The organism is Clostridium kluyveri DSM 555 (assembly GCF_000016505.1).
GTDB classification, from domain to species: Bacteria; Bacillota; Clostridia; order Clostridiales; family Clostridiaceae; genus Clostridium_B; species Clostridium_B kluyveri.
This window is the reverse complement of the sequence record NC_009706.1, coordinates 2,544,634-2,561,156: the sequence shown is the minus strand read 5'-3', so window position 1 is coordinate 2,561,156 and position 16,523 is coordinate 2,544,634. Positions and strand designations below refer to the sequence as shown.

Here is a 16,523-nt window from a genome sequence, read left to right as displayed (position 1 = left end):
AGTTTAAATGTGGAGGAGGGGAATTTTATGTGTGCTGTAGTAAAAAAAATAATATCCAGAAAAGAATTAACTACACAAAAAATAATATGCAAAAATGCTACTTTACCAAGTGAAGAGTATGTACTTTTAAAGGGTGTGGTGTATAGTCCACAGAGAAGGCCACTGCCACATGCAGCTATTGATATAATCCAAATCGACAGTAATGTAACACCACAAGTTAAAAAAAACATAGGAGTAACTTTTACATTAGAGGATGGTTCTTATGGTGTACCACTTTTATGGAAAAAAGGTTATGCTTATGAATTAACTGCATATTCTCCAGCATAAGAATTGTAACTAATTTCACAGGTTATATATATTATATAATGGAGTAAATAATACTCAAAATGTAGATTAAAAGGGGAGAATGCCATGGCTAATTACAGACCAAAAGCAGTTACCGTTGCAGCATCTCTTGCAGATTCAGGAACATCATATACTAAAGATATCAGCACAAGTACCTGGGGCATGTTTTTATTAAGAGGAACGGCCTTAAGTCCCACTGGAGCTGCTATGCAAAGTGGTGCTGTCCAAGTTTGGGAGAGTACTGCTCCAACAACTGAAGAAGCACAACACACTACTTTTACAGATGCAGTAGGAAGATATGGCGTAACTTGTAAGGCTAATGTTGCCCTAGTAATTAAGTTCTTTGGAGTTTAATAATTAGATTTTTGATAATATTATCAAATTATACAATATAATTTAAAATACAGCTGTCCCAAAATAACTTTAAAGTTTATTTTTGGACAGCTTTTCTATTATATTATCGGTAACAAACGATACAGCTTTTAATATTATAAAATTAAAGGAAAAAATATTCTAAAGAGATAATATAGGGAGATAATATGCAAAAGATTGAAACGTTGGATGGTTATCATGTTTATTATGTAAAAAACGGAAAAAAATATTATTATTTAGCAGATAAAAATAATTACAAAAAAGATATTAAGGAGTTATTGAAAACTATAGAGGATATTAAGTTTGATTCGTTAATTATTATTTTTGGTGTTGATACAGGTGAATATTTAAATGCTTTATATAATGTATTGTGTGAAAAAAACAGAATATTAATTTTTGAACCCAATAAGGAAATTTTTAATGAAGGCCAGAATAATATAGATAATGATAATGTAAGATTAGTTTTTTATGATGAAAATTCTGTAAGAACCAAATTGTATAGTGTGATAAATAATACAAATTTTAATAACCTATATGTTCATGCCTTCGGAAATTATTCCCGTGTATATAGAGAAGAATATGAAATATTTATGGAAAATTTGGATTGTGTTTATTATACGGCATGTTCTTCTATAAGTATTGCAAACAGATTTAGCCAAATATATATTAAAAATTTAATAGGTAATCTAAAATCATTAAAAAGTGCAACGCCGGTTAATTTATATGAAAATATAAATAGAGGTATTCCAGCAATAATAGTATCCGCAGGGCCCTCTTTAGATAAAAATTTAGCAGATATGGTGAAGTATAAAAGTAAATTAGATAAATATTTTATAATAGCAGGAAATAGAACACTTAGGGCAATGCTTAAAAATGGAATAAGACCGGATATGGTGGTATCAATAGATCCTGTAAATGACAATTATGATATGATGAAGGACTATTTAGAGGAAGATATACCGCTGGTATTTTATGAATACAGTAATAGATATTTAATAAGGGATTATAAGGGAGAAAAAATATATGTATCTACATTATTGTCGAAGACAATACCTAAGCTATGTGGACTTAAAGGAGTGTATTTAGGAGGTTCGGTAGCTCACACCTGTGTAGATATTGCAAACATTATGGGATGTTCCCCCTTAATATTGGCAGGACAAGATTTTGCTTTTACCTATGGCAAGCATCATTCGGAGTCAGCTGTTTTTGATAGTGATAAAAAAAATAACTATAATACTGATTTAAATGTAAGGGATGTGTTTGGTAAGAGAATAAAGACCAATGTAACACTTGATCACTTTAGAGCAAAAATAGAAGAGTATATAAAATTTTATAGTGAAGTCAACAATGTAGAATTTATCAATGTATCTTACGGGGCGGAAATTAAAGGTGCACCTCACAGGGAATTATGTGAGGTATTTAAAATATATAATACGGATAGTAGAAAAAAAAATTGCATTATAGATAGAACAATTGAAATAGATGCAGAAGGTATAGCTTATGATATATTGAATTATGTAAAAAGATGTACAGCTGCGGCAGAAGAAGGAGAAGAGTTATGTAAAGATTTACTGTCCAGTGAATCTGATAAATCTTTAATGGATATGGATGAAGATGATGAAGAACTTAAAAAGTTTATATATGTCATGGGAATAGTAAATGGGTTTGAATCATCAGCGGGGAGACTTTATCTAGGTGGATATTTTAATAAATTTTTATTTGATATAAAAGAAGAAACTTTTAATATGTATGCTAAAGATTATGATTCTCTGACTTCAAACTTAAGATATCAAAGTAAATGTTTTTTAGCTTATTTTCATAAAATGAAAGATTTCTTGAGAGAAGTTGAGTCTTTAATGTTAGACACACTAGAGGAGTTTTATTAAGACATTTCTAATAGTTAACTTGCAATAATGTATATTATGGAGGAATATAATGGAAAAGATAATAAATGGCAAAGTTTATAAACAAGTAAAAATAAGCAAGATGGTGATTAATGGCAAGGAGAAAAAGGGATCAATAATATCATCGGAGGATACGGATGCAGGCAAGGATACAACAGTGACTATATTTACAGAAGATATGGATCAAAAGAATAATGGCTAATGGTAAAAATACTATAGAATTATGTGAAAAAAGATCCATACTAATAAATACTGATAATTTAAACCACTGCAGTAAATATAATTTGAATGTAATTTTAAAATGTCATAAAAGAGTTATTGTTAATGGTACCGTATATAATTCAAATAAAATACCAAGTATTGGCGCTGCAATAGAAGTAATTCAAGTCAATTGTGACAGTAATGTTAAAAAAATAATAGGTTATGCATACACTAATAATAGAGGAGAATATTTATTTTGTGTGGAAGTTTTATCGGATATATTTTACGAAATGAATATATATTCTCCTTTAAATATGTAGTGAGTAGTGAATGGGAGGGTAAAATTTTGAAATCATATGCGGAAATTATTATAACCCCACAGGAACTACGTTCATATGAAATATTAAATAAAAGAATTGTAATAGGAAAAAGTGAGGATATATTAATAGAGGGAAAGGTCTTGGATTCAAATTATAATCCAGTAGAGGGAGCAGTTATTGGCATTAAAAGTATAAATTACAATTATAGACCTCCTAAAGAAACAGAAATTGGATATGCAATTACCAATAATTCTGGAGCATATGCCATAAATATTGAAAAAATTCATAATGTTAACTATGAGTTATATATATATGAACCAATAATTGAACCCTTATGTTCAGAAGAAACAACAAGTTAAATGGAAGGAATGCTGAAATGAAAAGTTGTAATAGGGTATTGGTAAAAGGGAAAGTATGTTATAGAAATGGAAATCCAGTTAAAGATGCAATAGTGCTATTGGAAGCATTCCTTCCACATACAGATTATAGAAAGTTTTGTGGATATACACTTACAAATTGTAATGGAGAGTTTTGCTGCTTAATTTACAATAAAAGATATTATTATAGATTAAAAGTTTTTAACAATGAATGTAGTGATCCAGGCAATGTAAATTGCAGTATACACTTAGAATAACATATCAAGTAATAATATAGGAGGCAATTCATGAATAAGGTTCTGGCAACAGGGGCGGATGGGTTTATAGGCAGCCACCTGGTAGAAAAACTTTTAAATTCAGGATATAGTGTTAAGGCTTTTGTACATTATAATTCATTCAATTCATGGGGATGGTTAGATACATTACCAAAACATATGCTAAAGGAAATAGAAATATTTAGTGGTGATATAAGAGACCAAAATGGAGTAAGAGAAGCTTTGAAAAATGTAGATGATGTGTACCACCTTGCAGCACTAATAGCCATTCCCTTTAGTTATTACTCACCAGATTCTTATGTGGACACCAATATAAAGGGCACATTAAATGTACTTCAAGCAGCTAAAGAATTAAATACAAAGAGAATTATCATAACTTCCACTTCAGAGGTTTATGGCAGTGCTAAATTTGTGCCAATAACTGAAGAGCATCCCTGCCAGGCACAATCACCATATTCAGCTACCAAGATAGCAGCAGATAAATTAGCAGAATCTTTCTATAGAAGCTTTTCCTTACCTATAACAATAGTAAGACCTTTTAATACCTATGGTCCCAGACAATCAGCAAGAGCTATAATACCCACAATAATAACTCAATTGTTCTCACAAAAAGGGCAAATAAAACTAGGTTCACTAAGTGCAACAAGAGATTTTAATTATGTAAAAGATACTGCAGATGGCTTTGTTGAAATTGCTAAAAGTGACAAAACAGTGGGGGAAGTAGTAAATATAGCCTCCCAAAGAGAAATATCTATAAAGAATCTTGCGGCAGAACTTATAAAGCAGTTAAATCCAAAAGCTAAAATTATATGTGAAACAGAAAGAATTAGACCTGAAAAAAGTGAGGTAAGTAGATTATTAGGCTCAAATGAAAAGATAAAAAGGTTAACAGAATGGGTTCCAAAATTTACTTTTGAAGAAGGTATCAAAGAAACCATTGAGTGGTTTAAGGTAGGGAAAAATTTAGAAAAATATAAAACGGATATATATAATATTTAATTGGATTAGAAAAGTTTTTTTATTATGTTTTAAATTAAATAATCAGGAGGAAAGTTTATGGAAAAAATAATATTAATTGGTGGAGGGGGACACTGTAGAAGTATTATTGATTCTATAAATGGATTAAAGAATTTTCAGATTGTGGGAATTGTTGATAAAAAGCATACGAAGCATAGTGGATTAGATATAGATAGAGTGTGGTGTGATGAAGAGCTTGATTCATTATATAAATCCGGCATAAAAAATGCATTTATTGGAATTGGTTCTATTGCATATCCTGAAGTTAGAATAAAATTTTATAATTTATTGAAGAGCATAGGATATAATTTTCCCATTATAATTGATAAAACAGCTGTAGTGTCATGTAGTGCAAAAATTGAAGAAGGTGTATTTATAGGAAAAGGAGCAATTGTCAATGCTAATTCCTTAATAAAAAAGCAGTGCATTATAAATTCAGGTGCTATAGTGGAACATGATTGTGAAATAAATGAATTTGTTCATTTAGCACCTGGAGTAGCATTAAGTGGAGGAGTTTCAATTGGACAAGGAACACATGTGGGAACTAATGCTACAATTATTCAAAATATTAATGTGGGAAAGAATGTACTTATAGGGGCGGGTTCTGTTATTGTTAAAAATGTTAAAGATGGAATTAAGGTTTATGGCAATCCAGGTCGGGAGGTAGAATGTCATGAGTAATATTTTTATAATTGCCGAAGCTGGAGTTAACCACAATGGGGATTTAAATACAGCAAAAAAAATGATTGATAAAGCAGTAATTGCAGGAGTGGATGCAGTAAAATTTCAAACTTTTAAAGCATGTAATCTAGTAACAAGAGATGCAAAACAGGCTAATTATCAAATTAATAATTTGGGTGAAGAAACTTCCCAATTACAAATGTTAGAAAAGTTGGAGTTAAGTTATAAACAATATATAGAATTAAAGAATTATTGTGATATGAAAAAAATAATGTTTTTATCATCGCCGTTTGATTTAGAGAGTATTGATTTTTTAAATAGTATTGGAATGTCAATTTTTAAAATACCTTCCAGTGAAATAGATAATGTTCCATACCTGATAAAGATAGCAAAGTTAAAAAAGAAGGTTATACTGTCAACGGGTATGAGTAATTTATCAGATATAGAATTTTCACTAAACATTTTAAGAGAAAATGGCACAAAAGATATTGTTGTACTCCACTGCAATACCGATTACCCAACTAAAATGGAAGAAGTAAACTTATTGGCTATGAAAACTATAGGAAATGCATTTAAAGTACCAGTTGGATATTCAGATCATACAGAAGGCATAGAGGTAGCTGTAGCAGCTGCGGCACTAGGTGCCAAAGTTATAGAAAAACATTTTACATTAGATAAAAATATGTATGGTCCAGATCATAAGGCCAGTTTGGAGCCGTTTGAACTGGATAATATGGTCAAAGCAGTGAGAAATATAGAAAGGGCCCTTGGAGATGGGATAAAAATTCAAACCCCTTCAGAAAAAATAAATAGAGCAGTGGCAAGGAAAAGTTTGGTAGCTAAAGTTTTCATAAAATCTGAAGAAACATTTACTGAAGAAAATGTATGCGTAAAGAGACCTGGAACAGGTATATCACCTAGAAATTGGAGTTATGTTATTGGCAAAAAGGCAAAAAGGGATTTTAAAAAAGATGAGCTTATAGATTTATAAGGTAAGGTAGGGAAATTTAGTGGAATTTAAATTTATAGATAAAAACGAGTATTTAAAAAGAATATCAGAATTTCAAAAGTTATTTAGGAGTTGTTTCAATAGAGAAATACCTGAAAAATTCTTGAAATGGAGATATATAGATAATCCTATGAAAAATATGCTGGTTAACACTGCACTTGAAAATAACAAGATAATAGCAAATTATTCTGTATCACCCTGTAAAATTTGTATTAATGGGAATATAGAAAAGGCCGCATTATCTATGACTACAATGACACACCCAAATTTTAGAGGAAAAGGATTATTTCCTAAATTAGCTAAGGGATTATATGAAAGAATGGAGGAGAGCGGTTACAAAGCAGTAATTGGATTTCCTAATAATAATTCTCACCTTATCTTTGTAAATAAATTAAATTGGAAGGACATATATGAAATTCCCACTATGAAATTAAATTTACTGAACATAAGTAATTTAAGCAATTATAAAAATTTTAATATTATTAATGATAAAAAATTTGCACTGGATTATTCAAGGCTTATCAATAACAATAATAACAAAATAAAAATATATAAGGATTTAGATTATTTAAAATGGAGATTTAGAGATAATCCAATTAATAGATATAATAACTATGTGATAGTTCAAGGACAAACCGTAGTTTCATCAATAATTACTAAAAAGTTTAATAATTGTGAAATTGATATAGTACAAATCAATTCATTAGATGATTGCTATACAAAGGAAATATTAGAATGGGTTATTGAAAAAGGAAAAAATAATAATTTTAAATATGCTAATATGTGGTGTCAATTGAATGATAATGTACATGAAATAGCTGAAATAATTGGATTTGTCAGCTGTGAACCTATCTCTTATTTTGGAGTTAAGGATTTTAAAGAGGAATCCATTGATTTAAGTGTTTATAATAATTGGAATATACAGATGGGAGATTCAGATGTTTATTAAGAAAATTTTAGCCTTTACCGGAATTAGGTCGGATTACGAGCTGATGAGCCTTTTATATAAAAAATTAAATGAAGCAAATGATTTTGAAATCAAGCTTGTAGTATCAGGTGCGCATTTATCAGAAACCTATGGATATACATTAAATAATATAGTGGAAGATGGAATACCGGTAATAGCCCAAATTGAAAATCTTATTGATTCCAATTCCAGGGCTTCTAGAATTAAATCACTATCTATATTATTACAGGATTGTATTCATACAGCAGCAGCATATAAACCGGATGTTATTCTATATGCTGGAGATAGGGAAGAAGTGGTTGTTGGAGGATTAATAGGCACATATCTTAGAATTCCAACCATACATTTTTTTGGTGGAGATCATGCTTTGGATGGGAATATTGACAATCTGGTAAGGCATGCAGTATCTAAATTGTCATCTCTTCATTTTGTCAGTAACGAAGAATCAAAACAAAGATTAATAAAAATTGGAGAAAATAAAAATAGAATATTTAATGTTGGAAGTCCAGCTTTAGATAAATTTATTTCCACTGAGTATATAGGCAAAAAAGAAATTGTTCATATCTTAGGTAAACCCCGTTGGAATAATTATGCAGTTATGATATTTCACCCCCTGGCAGGTGAAGAAGATAGAGCGGGTAAGTATTTTGAAGAAATTCTGGTTGCTTTGGAAAAAAAGTCTGTAAATGCATTTGTAAGTTACCCAAATGTAGACAGCGGAAACAAGAAGATTATAGAAGTAATAAAAAAATATTATAATAAAGAAGATTTTAAATTCTATAAAAATATCCCTAGAACCTTATTTGTAAATTTATTAAGGAATAGTATGTTTATGATTGGAAATTCCAGTGCTGGATTATATGAGGCACCAATATTAAAATTAGGTGCAGTTAATGTGGGAAATAGGCAAAAAGGAAGATTATGTGCAGAAAATATGATTTTTGTTCATCAAGGAGTGAGTAATATAGTAAAGGGGATAGAAACAGTTTTAACTGAAGAATTTAAACTTTTATTGGATAAAGTACAATCACCCTATGGCAGCGGAAATTCAGTTGAGAAAATTATAAGCTTAATGAGAAGCTTGGATTTAAAATCTTATATAGTTAAATTAGAGGATCCATTGATAATGGAGGGGGATAATGAGTAATGTATTGATTATAGCACCACATGCTGATGATGAAACTTTTGGTTGTGGAGGAACTATATTAAAGTATGTAAAAGAGGGTCACAGGATTTATTGGGTTATAGTAACTTCAATGACAGAGGAATTAGGATTTTCTAAAGAAAGAATAAATAGCAGAGAATTAGAAATCGAAAAAGCAGCTAATGAATATAAATTTGCGAAGATATTTAGATTGGGATTTCCTACTACAGAATTAGACAAAATACCTTTTAGGGATTTAGTGGATAAAATATCTAAATGTATTGTTGAAACAAAGTGTGAAATTTTGTACATCCCTAATTATGGAGATATACACAGCGATCATAGAATTGTTTCAAAAGCTTCCATGTGTTGTACCAAGTGGTTTAGGCATAATACAGTTAAAAAGGTATATGTTTATGAAACATTATCGGAAACTGAGTTTGGAATAAATAATTCTATAGATGGTTTTAAACCTAATGTATTTGTAAACATAGAAGGGTTTTTAGAGAAAAAGCTGAGTATTATGAATATATTTAAAAGTGAAATAGGAAAAGCACCTTTTCCAAGATCTGTGGATGTAGTAAAAGGGCTTTCTACATTTAGAGGAGGAGCTTCAGGTTATAAAAATGCTGAAGCATTTATGCTATTAAGAGAGAGAGTAGAATAGGAATGGGTTTCAGGCAGATATGAGAGGAAGATAATTATGATACCATTATCTGTACCAAATTTGAAGGGTAATGAAGAAAAATATGTGGTAGATGCCATAAGAAGTGAATGGATTTCTACATCAGGTAGTTATGTAAATAGATTTGAAAATGATATAAAAAAATACTTGAATGTAGATAATGCTGCTGCTTGTCAAAGCGGTACGGCAGCAATTCATTTAGCGTTAAAGCTCTCGGGAGTTTCTGTAAATTGTGAAGTTATAGTGCCGACGGTTACATTTATAGCTACAGTTAACCCTGTTAAATATTTAGGGGCAGAACCTGTATTTATGGATTGCGATGATAATTTAAATATGGATTGCAGCAAACTTGAAAAATTCTTTGAAAATGAATGCGTCATGACTGATAGCGGATTGAAAAATAAAAATACCGACAGATATATTAAAGCATTAATAGTAGTTCATGTTTTTGGAAATATGGCTGACGTTGAAAAAATAAAAGAGTTAACAGATAAATACAAAATAAAATTAATAGAAGATGCTGCTGAAGCCCTAGGAACTTATTATACTAATGGAAAATATAAAGGAAAGTTTGCAGGTACCATAGGTGATTTTGGAGCCTATTCATTTAATGGAAATAAAATAATAACAACTGGAGGAGGAGGAATTTTAATTGGAAAATCCTCTGAGGACATAAAAAAAGCTAAATATTTGTCAACTCAAGCTAAGGATGAGGAATTATATTATGTACATCATCATATAGGATACAATTACAGAATGACTAATTTGCAGGCAGCATTGGGAGTAGCACAACTTGAAGGATTAGAAGAATTTATTGAAATAAAAATTAAAAATTATAAATTGTATAAGTCAAGGATAAGTAATATAGAAGGATTAACACTTCTGGAATTTAATAATAATGCAAGAAACAATCACTGGTTTTATTCCTTATATATAAATAATAACGGCTTGGATAGAGATGAACTGTTAAAATACCTTTTAAAAAATCAAATCCAAACAAGACCTATTTGGAAACTGATACACACCCAAAGACCATATATAAACAATGAAGCATATAAAATTGAAAAAGCCATTAAATATTACAATAGGGTATTAAATATACCATGCAGTACCAACTTAAAAAGGGAAAACATAGAATATATCATAAGCATACTAGAAAAAGCTCAATAGGTTAGGGAGTGTTCTTATGAGTATTCAGGCTCTTTTTATAAATAAAAAAATATCAATACGACAGGCAATTGAAAAGTTAAATAAAACTGCAAAAAAAATTCTTATTGTAGTGGAAAATAATAAATTGATAGGTGTAGTTACAGATGGAGATATAAGAAGATGGATTGTAAGAAGCGGAGATTTATCATCTTCAGTGGAAAATATAATGAACGTACATCCTATATATTTAAATATAAAAAATAGAAATAGAGCAAATAAATTGATGAAAAAGTATCGTATTGAAAGTATTCCACTGATAAATGAGTACCATGAAGTTATAGATATAATATTTTGGGATGATTTATATGATAATAAATTCAATTGTAATAATACCAGGGATATATCAGTTGTTATAATGGCTGGCGGAAAAGGTACAAGGCTCCATCCATATACAAAAATTATTCCAAAAGCACTTATTCCAATTGGAGAGATACCTATAATAGAGAGGATAATAAACAGATTTCTAGAGTTTAAATTTGAAAATTTTTATATTACTGTTAATTATAAAAAAGAAATAATAAAAGCATATTTTAGTAAAAAATTATCATATAAAATATCATTTTTAGAGGAAAAAAAACCTCTTGGTACTGCTGGAGGATTGAGTTTAGTGGGTAACAGCATAGGCAATACTTTTTTTGTAAGCAATTGTGACATATTGGTTAATGCTAATTATTCTAAAATTTTAGAATATCATAAAGAGCATAATAACAAGGTAACAGTAGTAACAGCTTTAAAGAATTATATAATTCCATATGGAATTTTGAATTTAAATCAAAAAGGAGATATAGCCTCAATTGACGAAAAACCCAATTATGAATTTTTAATTAATACAGGCATGTATGTATTGGAAGTAGATGTATTAAGGTATATTTCTAAAGGCATCTATTTTAATATGACAGATTTAATAAATATCTGTTTGTCAAATGGTGAAAAAGTGGGTATATACCCTGTAACTGATAATGATTGGTTGGATATGGGGGAATTTAGAGAGATGAAAAGTATGATAGAAAAATTAAATATTTGATTTGAAAGTTTTTATAATTTAAGGAGATAGGCAATGTATATGGATAGAAGTTTTTTGGCTATAATACCTGCAAGAAGCGGATCCAAGGGCATAATTAATAAAAATATAAAGGAAATAAATAGTAAACCTTTAATGGCTTACACTATAGATGCATGTATAAAATCTAAAATTTTTGACGATATAATTGTATCTACTGATTCTAAAAAATATGCACAAATAGCAGAAAGTTATGGGGCTTCAGTTCCATTTTTAAGGCCTGATGAATTATCTACGGATACTGCATCAAATCATGATGTTATTTTACATGTATTAAATGAAATAAAAAAAACTGGAGGTTCATACGATTATACTGTTCTGCTGCAGCCTACCTCACCTCTTAGGAATGAAAATCACATATTAGAAAGTATAGACAAGTTATTGAGTTATAATGGAAATTCAATAGTAAGTATATGTGAAGTAGATCACCCATCAAACATTAATATAGTTTTAGATTCAAATATGCGTTTGGATTTTCTTTTTGATGACAGCAAAAGAGTGAGAAGACAGGATATGAAAAAGGAATATAGAATAAATGGAGCTATTTATATATGTAAAACAGATTACTTTTTAAAATATAAGAGTTTTTATAGAGAAAAAAGTTATCCATATATAATGGATAAAATGTCATCTATAGATATAGATGATATTTATCAATTTGAATTTGTAAGGTTTATAATAAATAATGATTTTATGATGAATAGTTTTATTGATTAAAGTTGGAGGAGTAAATATGCATAACAACCAAAATTCAGTTAGTATAAACTATTATGTTAATGGTTTAAAACACAGTCATTGGGAAATCATTGAGGATAATTGCTTAGGTGATTTCATTGAAGATGATTCTTTGGATTGTTTTCATGAAAGATATTTAAATAATCATTGTTCACCTGTGTATCACAGAAACAATTATAACCTTAAATATGATTTCTGTAATATTTGTCCTCCAGGATTTGCTGGAGTAAATGGGGATGAATATTGCATGGCAGGATTAAGAGCTGTTTTAGGGTATTTAAAAAATGTTGGAGCAACAGATATCATAATTGAAACAATAGCCCCTGAACCAGCCGTAAACAATCAAAGTATAATCAGATTTTATCCTGATGCAAATAATATATATACAGCAGCATTAGTACAATTTTCAAATGGAGAAATTGTATCTATTTGTCAAATGGAGCTGATACAAAGCACTTTTTTAATTGGTAATTCTTATGATTTTAGGACTAGTACCCTAAAAGCTGCCTTAGATACAACTATTTCTGAGATCCCAAAGGGATATAAACAATGTTGTCAGGAACAATTAAGAATACTTTTTGCAAACAATATAGGAAATAGGGTTTTAAATATAGATACAAGTAGAAATAATGCAATTTCAGGTGAAGGTAACATAGTTAGGGCAACAGGTGCAAATACAGCAGTAATTAGTTTACCAGGGAATGATGGAGCTGCAGTGAATTTATGCTTTGTATCTTCCGTGAGTTTTTGAACTGCAAATGTCTTATCCCTTAAAAAAAGGTGGGGTGTTAGCTAATTGCTGTGTTTGGATAAAAGTTTTAAGAGAGGGGTTCTTTCAAAAAGGACTAAATAAATGTGTCCAGGAGCACAACCCCTCTATGTTTTTCAGTATGCAAAAAAATTGTTTTAGCCGTACCGGTAAGTATCGTGGTTTATTTAAATTTTATTCTTTTTAATATTTTCAAATTTTAAAGTAAATGACAAACAAAGGCCTACTAAAACTAATATTACTAAAACTAATGAGGCTGCTCCAAACCCGGTAGCCAAAGCAACTTCCTGTGAAGCTGAATTATTTAAGGATTTGAGTTGAGAAGCTGACATAATACTTATAAATACTGATGAACCAATTGCAGCTGATATTTGTTGAAGAGTATTTAGTATAGCTACACCATGTGGATAAGCTTTTTTTGGCAATTGATTAAGGGCTTTTGTTTGAGAAGGTGACATTGTACTACCTACTCCAATACATACTACTATATATATGGCTGTAATCTTTGCGAGAGATGTATCGATAGTTGAGCGTGATAAAATAAATAATGACACAAGAATTATAATAAATCCTACCGGTATTAAAACCTTTGCCCCCAATTTATCATAAATTTTTCCGCTTATAAGAGTTACAAATCCATTGGTAAGTGTTGCAGGAAGTAATACCATTGCAGACATGAAAGTTGTTGTCTTAAGTGCTCCTTGAAGAAACATAGGTAACATTACATTCATAGTAAATATTGTTATCATTGAAATCATGACAAGTGCTACACCAATTGAAAATAAAGGATATTTTAATGTGCGTATTTCTAACATTGGTTCTTTTAATAATAACTGACGTTTACAAAATAAGAACAATGAGATTATTCCAATAATAAATATTATACCAATCATCTTCATATTTCCACCACCACTAAAACTACTTAGGCCATATATGATTCCTCCAAATCCAATAGTTGACAGTATAATTGATATAACATCAATTTTTGGTTTTGTAAGAGTTGATACATTAACTAAATAAATGTATCCAAGTATCATAGATAGTATTATAAGCGGAATTAATGTTATAAATAATGCATGCCAACTAAAAAATTGTAATATAAGCCCTGAAATTGTTGGTCCAAGTGCTGGTCCAAGTTGAATTACACAGACACATATACCCATTGCTGAGCCCCGTTTTTCTGGTGGCGTTACAAGTAATATTGTATTCATCATAATAGGAATCATCATTCCAGTTGCTGAGGCTTGTAGTATTCTTGAAATAAGTAATATTGTAAAAGTTTTAGAACAAGCTGCACATATTGTTCCAATCAAAAGTATGGTCATAGCTCCTAAATACAGTTTTTTTGTTTCAAAGGATTGGGTTAAAAAAGCTGTAACTGGCACCATAATTGATACAACTATCATGTATGCAGTAACTAACCATTGTATTGTTCCTGCTGTAATATTCATTTCTTCCATAAGAATATTTAATGCAACATTTAATATAGTTTCATTAAATAGTGCTATAAATGCACTAAATGCCAATACTGCTAGAATTGCCCTTGTATTTATTCTTGTTTTAGATTTCGTTATTTCTTCCATTGGGTTTTCTCCTTCTTATTAGATTAGTCCATATATAGTTGACCTTCAAAAAAAAAAGCGAGTAGCGTTGACAACTGGACTTACGTTATCAAAACTACTCGTTGTATAGATATTATACAATAGTTATCAGAAATTTTGCAAATCATTTTTTCTTTTTATGAGCAGTCTACACAAGAGATACTATACCCATTTCTTTTACCACACTAGCTTATTATATGGCAGTAATTGTAAAATTAAATAAGTCATTATTTTATGCTATAACATTTTTGATAAAAAATAGAAAAAGATCGGATATTGACTATTTCAATATTTTTTGCTATTATTTTAAAAATAAGAAATTTTAATAATTTAAAGTTTTATAGGGTTCCGCAGTTTGAAATTGATAATTGGTCTGGTCCAAGATAAAACGCACAGTTTGCTGTGTTCACGGAAGGATAAAAGCCTGGGAGATATTTTATTATATCATCCATGGCTTTTTTATTTTGATTTTAGAGGAGGAATGAAATTATGAAATGGTTATTATTAATTGTAGCAGGGATTTTTGAAGTGTGTTGGGCTGTAGGCTTGAAGTATTCACAAGGATTTACAAAACTTGTACCCAGTATACTTACTATACTGGGAATGATAGCAAGCTTTTATTTTTTATCATTAGCTTTAAAAAATCTTCCACTAGGAACTGCATATGCAATCTGGACAGGAATTGGTACAGTTGGTACTGTAATTTTGGGAATAATATTATTCAAAGAACCTATTGAAATAATAAGGTTAATTTGTATTGGATTTATAGTAATAGGAATTATAGGATTAAAGCTTGTATCTCCTCGTTGAAGTATATAAAAAATCATGATAATATTGAAGTTAGATACATCTAACTTATTTTGCTGCTGTTATTCATTAAGGATAGGATATAAGTACAGTGATTTAAATCAGCAAAAGGAGGTACATAATATGGAAATAAAACTCAATGAGCTAGTAGAGCATTTTGTGCACAGTTGTTTTCGGGTACAGGGTGTGTATCATTATAAGATAGAGCCGGGTACGGCCAGATGGCAGAAATCAACACCCTTTCCCGGTTTTATCTTTCCCATGGGAGGAAAGGCACAGTTCCATTTTAATGATACGCCCTATCTGGCGGGTGTTGGAAATATAATTCACGGCGGTGCAAATATGAGCCTCCACAAGCGTGTAGTAGGAAATGGGAAATGGCAGTATATCTCTGTATTGTATGACATTCAGGACTCTAAACAGGAGAAGATTTGCTTGAGGGATGCACATTTCCAAATTAATATAGGGCAAAGCCCACGCCTAACAGAGCTGCTGTGGCGTTTGTGGAAGACTTTCAATGAACCGGGTGCACTGCCTGCGTTTCAGACAGAAACACTATTTCGCTGTACACTTGAGGAAGTCTTTATTTGCAGTCGCAATCAAACCAATAATAGTGCTCAGACTTTATTCCAGCAGGTATCAGCCTACATTCACGATCACTATATGGATATACTGACTGTGCGGGGATTGGCGGAGCAAAATGGAGTCAATGAAAACAGATTATTTTATGTTTTCAGCAAATATGCAGGCATGGGTCCAGGAGATTACATTATGGCATACAGGCTTAATCGAGGGAAGGAACTTTTGATCACCAGTAGTGCTCCTGTACGGGAAGTGGCAAAAAGCGTAGGCTACCCGGATGCACTGTATTTCAGCCGCAGTTTCAGGAAACGGTTCGGGATTTCCCCAAGTGGGTTGAGAGAAAAATTCAGGAATAATCCATATGTATTTCAGGATGGTTCCATTCCAATATAAAAAGTGTTTTGTTATACTGATTTTTACAGAGTTAATTAAGGTAAACTATAATTTTATTGGAGGAATGGAT

Annotated in this window: 20 protein-coding genes and 1 riboswitch; of the genes, 19 read left to right on the top strand and 1 reads right to left on the bottom strand. The window is 30.4% G+C overall.

The genetic code is table 11. From position 1 onward, the window contains the following. Window positions 1–27 precede the first annotated feature (27 nt). From CKL_RS12140 to CKL_RS12065, 17 genes are all read left to right on the top strand, one after another. Window positions 28–327, top strand: a complete 300-nt coding sequence (locus CKL_RS12140) for a hypothetical protein (RefSeq protein WP_012102827.1) — start codon at window positions 28–30, stop codon at window positions 325–327. An 84-nt stretch (window positions 328–411) separates the two neighbouring features. Continuing rightward, on the top strand, window positions 412–699 hold the full coding sequence (locus CKL_RS12135) for a hypothetical protein (RefSeq protein WP_012102826.1): 288 nt from the start codon (window positions 412–414) through the stop codon (window positions 697–699). Window positions 700–884: 185 nt separating this feature from the next. After that, window positions 885–2,603 (top strand): motility associated factor glycosyltransferase family protein, encoded by a 1,719-nt coding sequence (locus tag CKL_RS12130; protein ID WP_012102825.1) that lies wholly within the window; start codon window positions 885–887, stop codon window positions 2,601–2,603. Between the two features lie 49 nt (window positions 2,604–2,652). Further along, entirely contained in the window at window positions 2,653–2,823 is a 171-nt protein-coding gene (locus CKL_RS20845; RefSeq protein ID WP_012102824.1) for a hypothetical protein, read from the top strand. Then, complete coding sequence (locus tag CKL_RS12125; protein ID WP_012102823.1) at window positions 2,816–3,142, top strand: hypothetical protein; 327 nt, start codon at window positions 2,816–2,818, stop codon at window positions 3,140–3,142. The genes CKL_RS20845 and CKL_RS12125 overlap by 8 nt, the downstream gene beginning before the upstream one ends. A 26-nt stretch (window positions 3,143–3,168) precedes the next feature. Further along, window positions 3,169–3,501 (top strand): peptidase associated/transthyretin-like domain-containing protein, encoded by a 333-nt coding sequence (locus CKL_RS12120; protein ID WP_242649420.1) that lies wholly within the window; start codon window positions 3,169–3,171, stop codon window positions 3,499–3,501. A 17-nt stretch (window positions 3,502–3,518) separates the two neighbouring features. Further along, on the top strand, window positions 3,519–3,776 hold the full coding sequence (locus CKL_RS12115) for a peptidase associated/transthyretin-like domain-containing protein (RefSeq protein WP_012102821.1): 258 nt from the start codon (window positions 3,519–3,521) through the stop codon (window positions 3,774–3,776). A gap of 30 nt (window positions 3,777–3,806) precedes the next feature. Then, window positions 3,807–4,793, top strand: coding sequence for an NAD-dependent 4,6-dehydratase LegB (locus CKL_RS12110; RefSeq protein WP_012102820.1), 987 nt, complete (start codon window positions 3,807–3,809; stop codon window positions 4,791–4,793). Between the two features lie 57 nt (window positions 4,794–4,850). Then, complete coding sequence (locus CKL_RS12105) at window positions 4,851–5,492, top strand: acetyltransferase (protein ID WP_012102819.1); 642 nt, start codon at window positions 4,851–4,853, stop codon at window positions 5,490–5,492. Next, a complete protein-coding gene (gene neuB, locus CKL_RS12100) occupies window positions 5,485–6,483 on the top strand; it encodes an N-acetylneuraminate synthase (protein WP_012102818.1) in 999 nt (332 codons plus the stop codon). Before CKL_RS12105 ends, neuB begins: the two co-directional genes overlap by 8 nt. Window positions 6,484–6,502: 19 nt before the next feature. Continuing rightward, on the top strand, window positions 6,503–7,450 hold the full coding sequence (locus CKL_RS12095) for a GNAT family N-acetyltransferase (protein WP_012102817.1): 948 nt from the start codon (window positions 6,503–6,505) through the stop codon (window positions 7,448–7,450). Then, on the top strand, window positions 7,440–8,615 hold the full coding sequence (gene neuC, locus CKL_RS12090; protein ID WP_012102816.1) for a UDP-N-acetylglucosamine 2-epimerase: 1,176 nt from the start codon (window positions 7,440–7,442) through the stop codon (window positions 8,613–8,615). Before CKL_RS12095 ends, neuC begins: the two co-directional genes overlap by 11 nt. Beyond that, on the top strand, window positions 8,608–9,279 hold the full coding sequence (locus CKL_RS12085) for a PIG-L deacetylase family protein (protein WP_012102815.1): 672 nt from the start codon (window positions 8,608–8,610) through the stop codon (window positions 9,277–9,279). Before neuC ends, CKL_RS12085 begins: the two co-directional genes overlap by 8 nt. A 36-nt stretch (window positions 9,280–9,315) precedes the next feature. Continuing rightward, the gene (locus CKL_RS12080; RefSeq protein WP_012102814.1) at window positions 9,316–10,467 is read left to right on the top strand and encodes a LegC family aminotransferase; all 1,152 of its coding nucleotides are present in this window, start codon (window positions 9,316–9,318) and stop codon (window positions 10,465–10,467) included. A 16-nt stretch (window positions 10,468–10,483) separates the two neighbouring features. Continuing rightward, window positions 10,484–11,530, top strand: coding sequence for a nucleotidyltransferase family protein (locus CKL_RS12075; protein ID WP_012102813.1), 1,047 nt, complete (start codon window positions 10,484–10,486; stop codon window positions 11,528–11,530). A 39-nt stretch (window positions 11,531–11,569) separates the two neighbouring features. Continuing rightward, on the top strand, window positions 11,570–12,283 hold the full coding sequence (locus CKL_RS12070; protein WP_012102812.1) for an acylneuraminate cytidylyltransferase family protein: 714 nt from the start codon (window positions 11,570–11,572) through the stop codon (window positions 12,281–12,283). Between the two features lie 16 nt (window positions 12,284–12,299). Next, window positions 12,300–13,052: a hypothetical protein gene (locus CKL_RS12065; protein ID WP_012102811.1), complete on the top strand. Its 753-nt coding sequence runs from the start codon at window positions 12,300–12,302 to the stop codon at window positions 13,050–13,052. Window positions 13,053–13,237: 185 nt separating this feature from the next. Here CKL_RS12065 and CKL_RS12060 read toward each other — a convergent pair whose 3' ends face one another. Further along, window positions 13,238–14,653 carry a DHA2 family efflux MFS transporter permease subunit gene (locus tag CKL_RS12060; protein WP_012102810.1) on the bottom strand — a complete coding sequence of 472 codons (1,416 nt, stop codon included), beginning with the start codon at window positions 14,651–14,653 and terminating at the stop codon, window positions 13,238–13,240. A 347-nt stretch (window positions 14,654–15,000) separates the two neighbouring features. Beyond that, window positions 15,001–15,104: riboswitch (guanidine-I (ykkC/yxkD leader) on the top strand. Window positions 15,105–15,160: 56 nt separating this feature from the next. Here CKL_RS12060 and sugE point away from each other — a divergent pair. Both sugE and CKL_RS12050 read left to right on the top strand, forming a co-directional pair. Beyond that, window positions 15,161–15,481: a quaternary ammonium compound efflux SMR transporter SugE gene (gene sugE, locus CKL_RS12055; protein ID WP_012102809.1), complete on the top strand. Its 321-nt coding sequence runs from the start codon at window positions 15,161–15,163 to the stop codon at window positions 15,479–15,481. Between the two features lie 120 nt (window positions 15,482–15,601). Then, window positions 15,602–16,453 carry an AraC family transcriptional regulator gene (locus CKL_RS12050; protein WP_012102808.1) on the top strand — a complete coding sequence of 284 codons (852 nt, stop codon included), beginning with the start codon at window positions 15,602–15,604 and terminating at the stop codon, window positions 16,451–16,453. The last annotated feature ends 70 nt before the right edge of the window (window positions 16,454–16,523 follow it).

Coding starts and splice junctions, on each gene's coding strand:
- neuB (WP_012102818.1), top strand. CDS start 5,485: ATGAGTAATATTTTTATAATTGCCGAAGCTGGAGTTAACCACAATGGG.
- CKL_RS12070 (WP_012102812.1), top strand. CDS start 11,570: ATGGATAGAAGTTTTTTGGCTATAATACCTGCAAGAAGCGGATCCAAG.
- CKL_RS12110 (WP_012102820.1), top strand. CDS start 3,807: ATGAATAAGGTTCTGGCAACAGGGGCGGATGGGTTTATAGGCAGCCAC.
- sugE (WP_012102809.1), top strand. CDS start 15,161: ATGAAATGGTTATTATTAATTGTAGCAGGGATTTTTGAAGTGTGTTGG.
- CKL_RS12140 (WP_012102827.1), top strand. CDS start 28: ATGTGTGCTGTAGTAAAAAAAATAATATCCAGAAAAGAATTAACTACA.
- CKL_RS12050 (WP_012102808.1), top strand. CDS start 15,602: ATGGAAATAAAACTCAATGAGCTAGTAGAGCATTTTGTGCACAGTTGT.
- CKL_RS12060 (WP_012102810.1), bottom strand. CDS start 14,653: ATGGAAGAAATAACGAAATCTAAAACAAGAATAAATACAAGGGCAATT.
- CKL_RS12105 (WP_012102819.1), top strand. CDS start 4,851: ATGGAAAAAATAATATTAATTGGTGGAGGGGGACACTGTAGAAGTATT.
- CKL_RS20845 (WP_012102824.1), top strand. CDS start 2,653: ATGGAAAAGATAATAAATGGCAAAGTTTATAAACAAGTAAAAATAAGC.
- CKL_RS12085 (WP_012102815.1), top strand. CDS start 8,608: ATGAGTAATGTATTGATTATAGCACCACATGCTGATGATGAAACTTTT.
- CKL_RS12115 (WP_012102821.1), top strand. CDS start 3,519: ATGAAAAGTTGTAATAGGGTATTGGTAAAAGGGAAAGTATGTTATAGA.
- CKL_RS12130 (WP_012102825.1), top strand. CDS start 885: ATGCAAAAGATTGAAACGTTGGATGGTTATCATGTTTATTATGTAAAA.
- CKL_RS12065 (WP_012102811.1), top strand. CDS start 12,300: ATGCATAACAACCAAAATTCAGTTAGTATAAACTATTATGTTAATGGT.
- CKL_RS12125 (WP_012102823.1), top strand. CDS start 2,816: ATGGCTAATGGTAAAAATACTATAGAATTATGTGAAAAAAGATCCATA.
- neuC (WP_012102816.1), top strand. CDS start 7,440: ATGTTTATTAAGAAAATTTTAGCCTTTACCGGAATTAGGTCGGATTAC.
- CKL_RS12075 (WP_012102813.1), top strand. CDS start 10,484: ATGAGTATTCAGGCTCTTTTTATAAATAAAAAAATATCAATACGACAG.
- CKL_RS12135 (WP_012102826.1), top strand. CDS start 412: ATGGCTAATTACAGACCAAAAGCAGTTACCGTTGCAGCATCTCTTGCA.
- CKL_RS12080 (WP_012102814.1), top strand. CDS start 9,316: ATGATACCATTATCTGTACCAAATTTGAAGGGTAATGAAGAAAAATAT.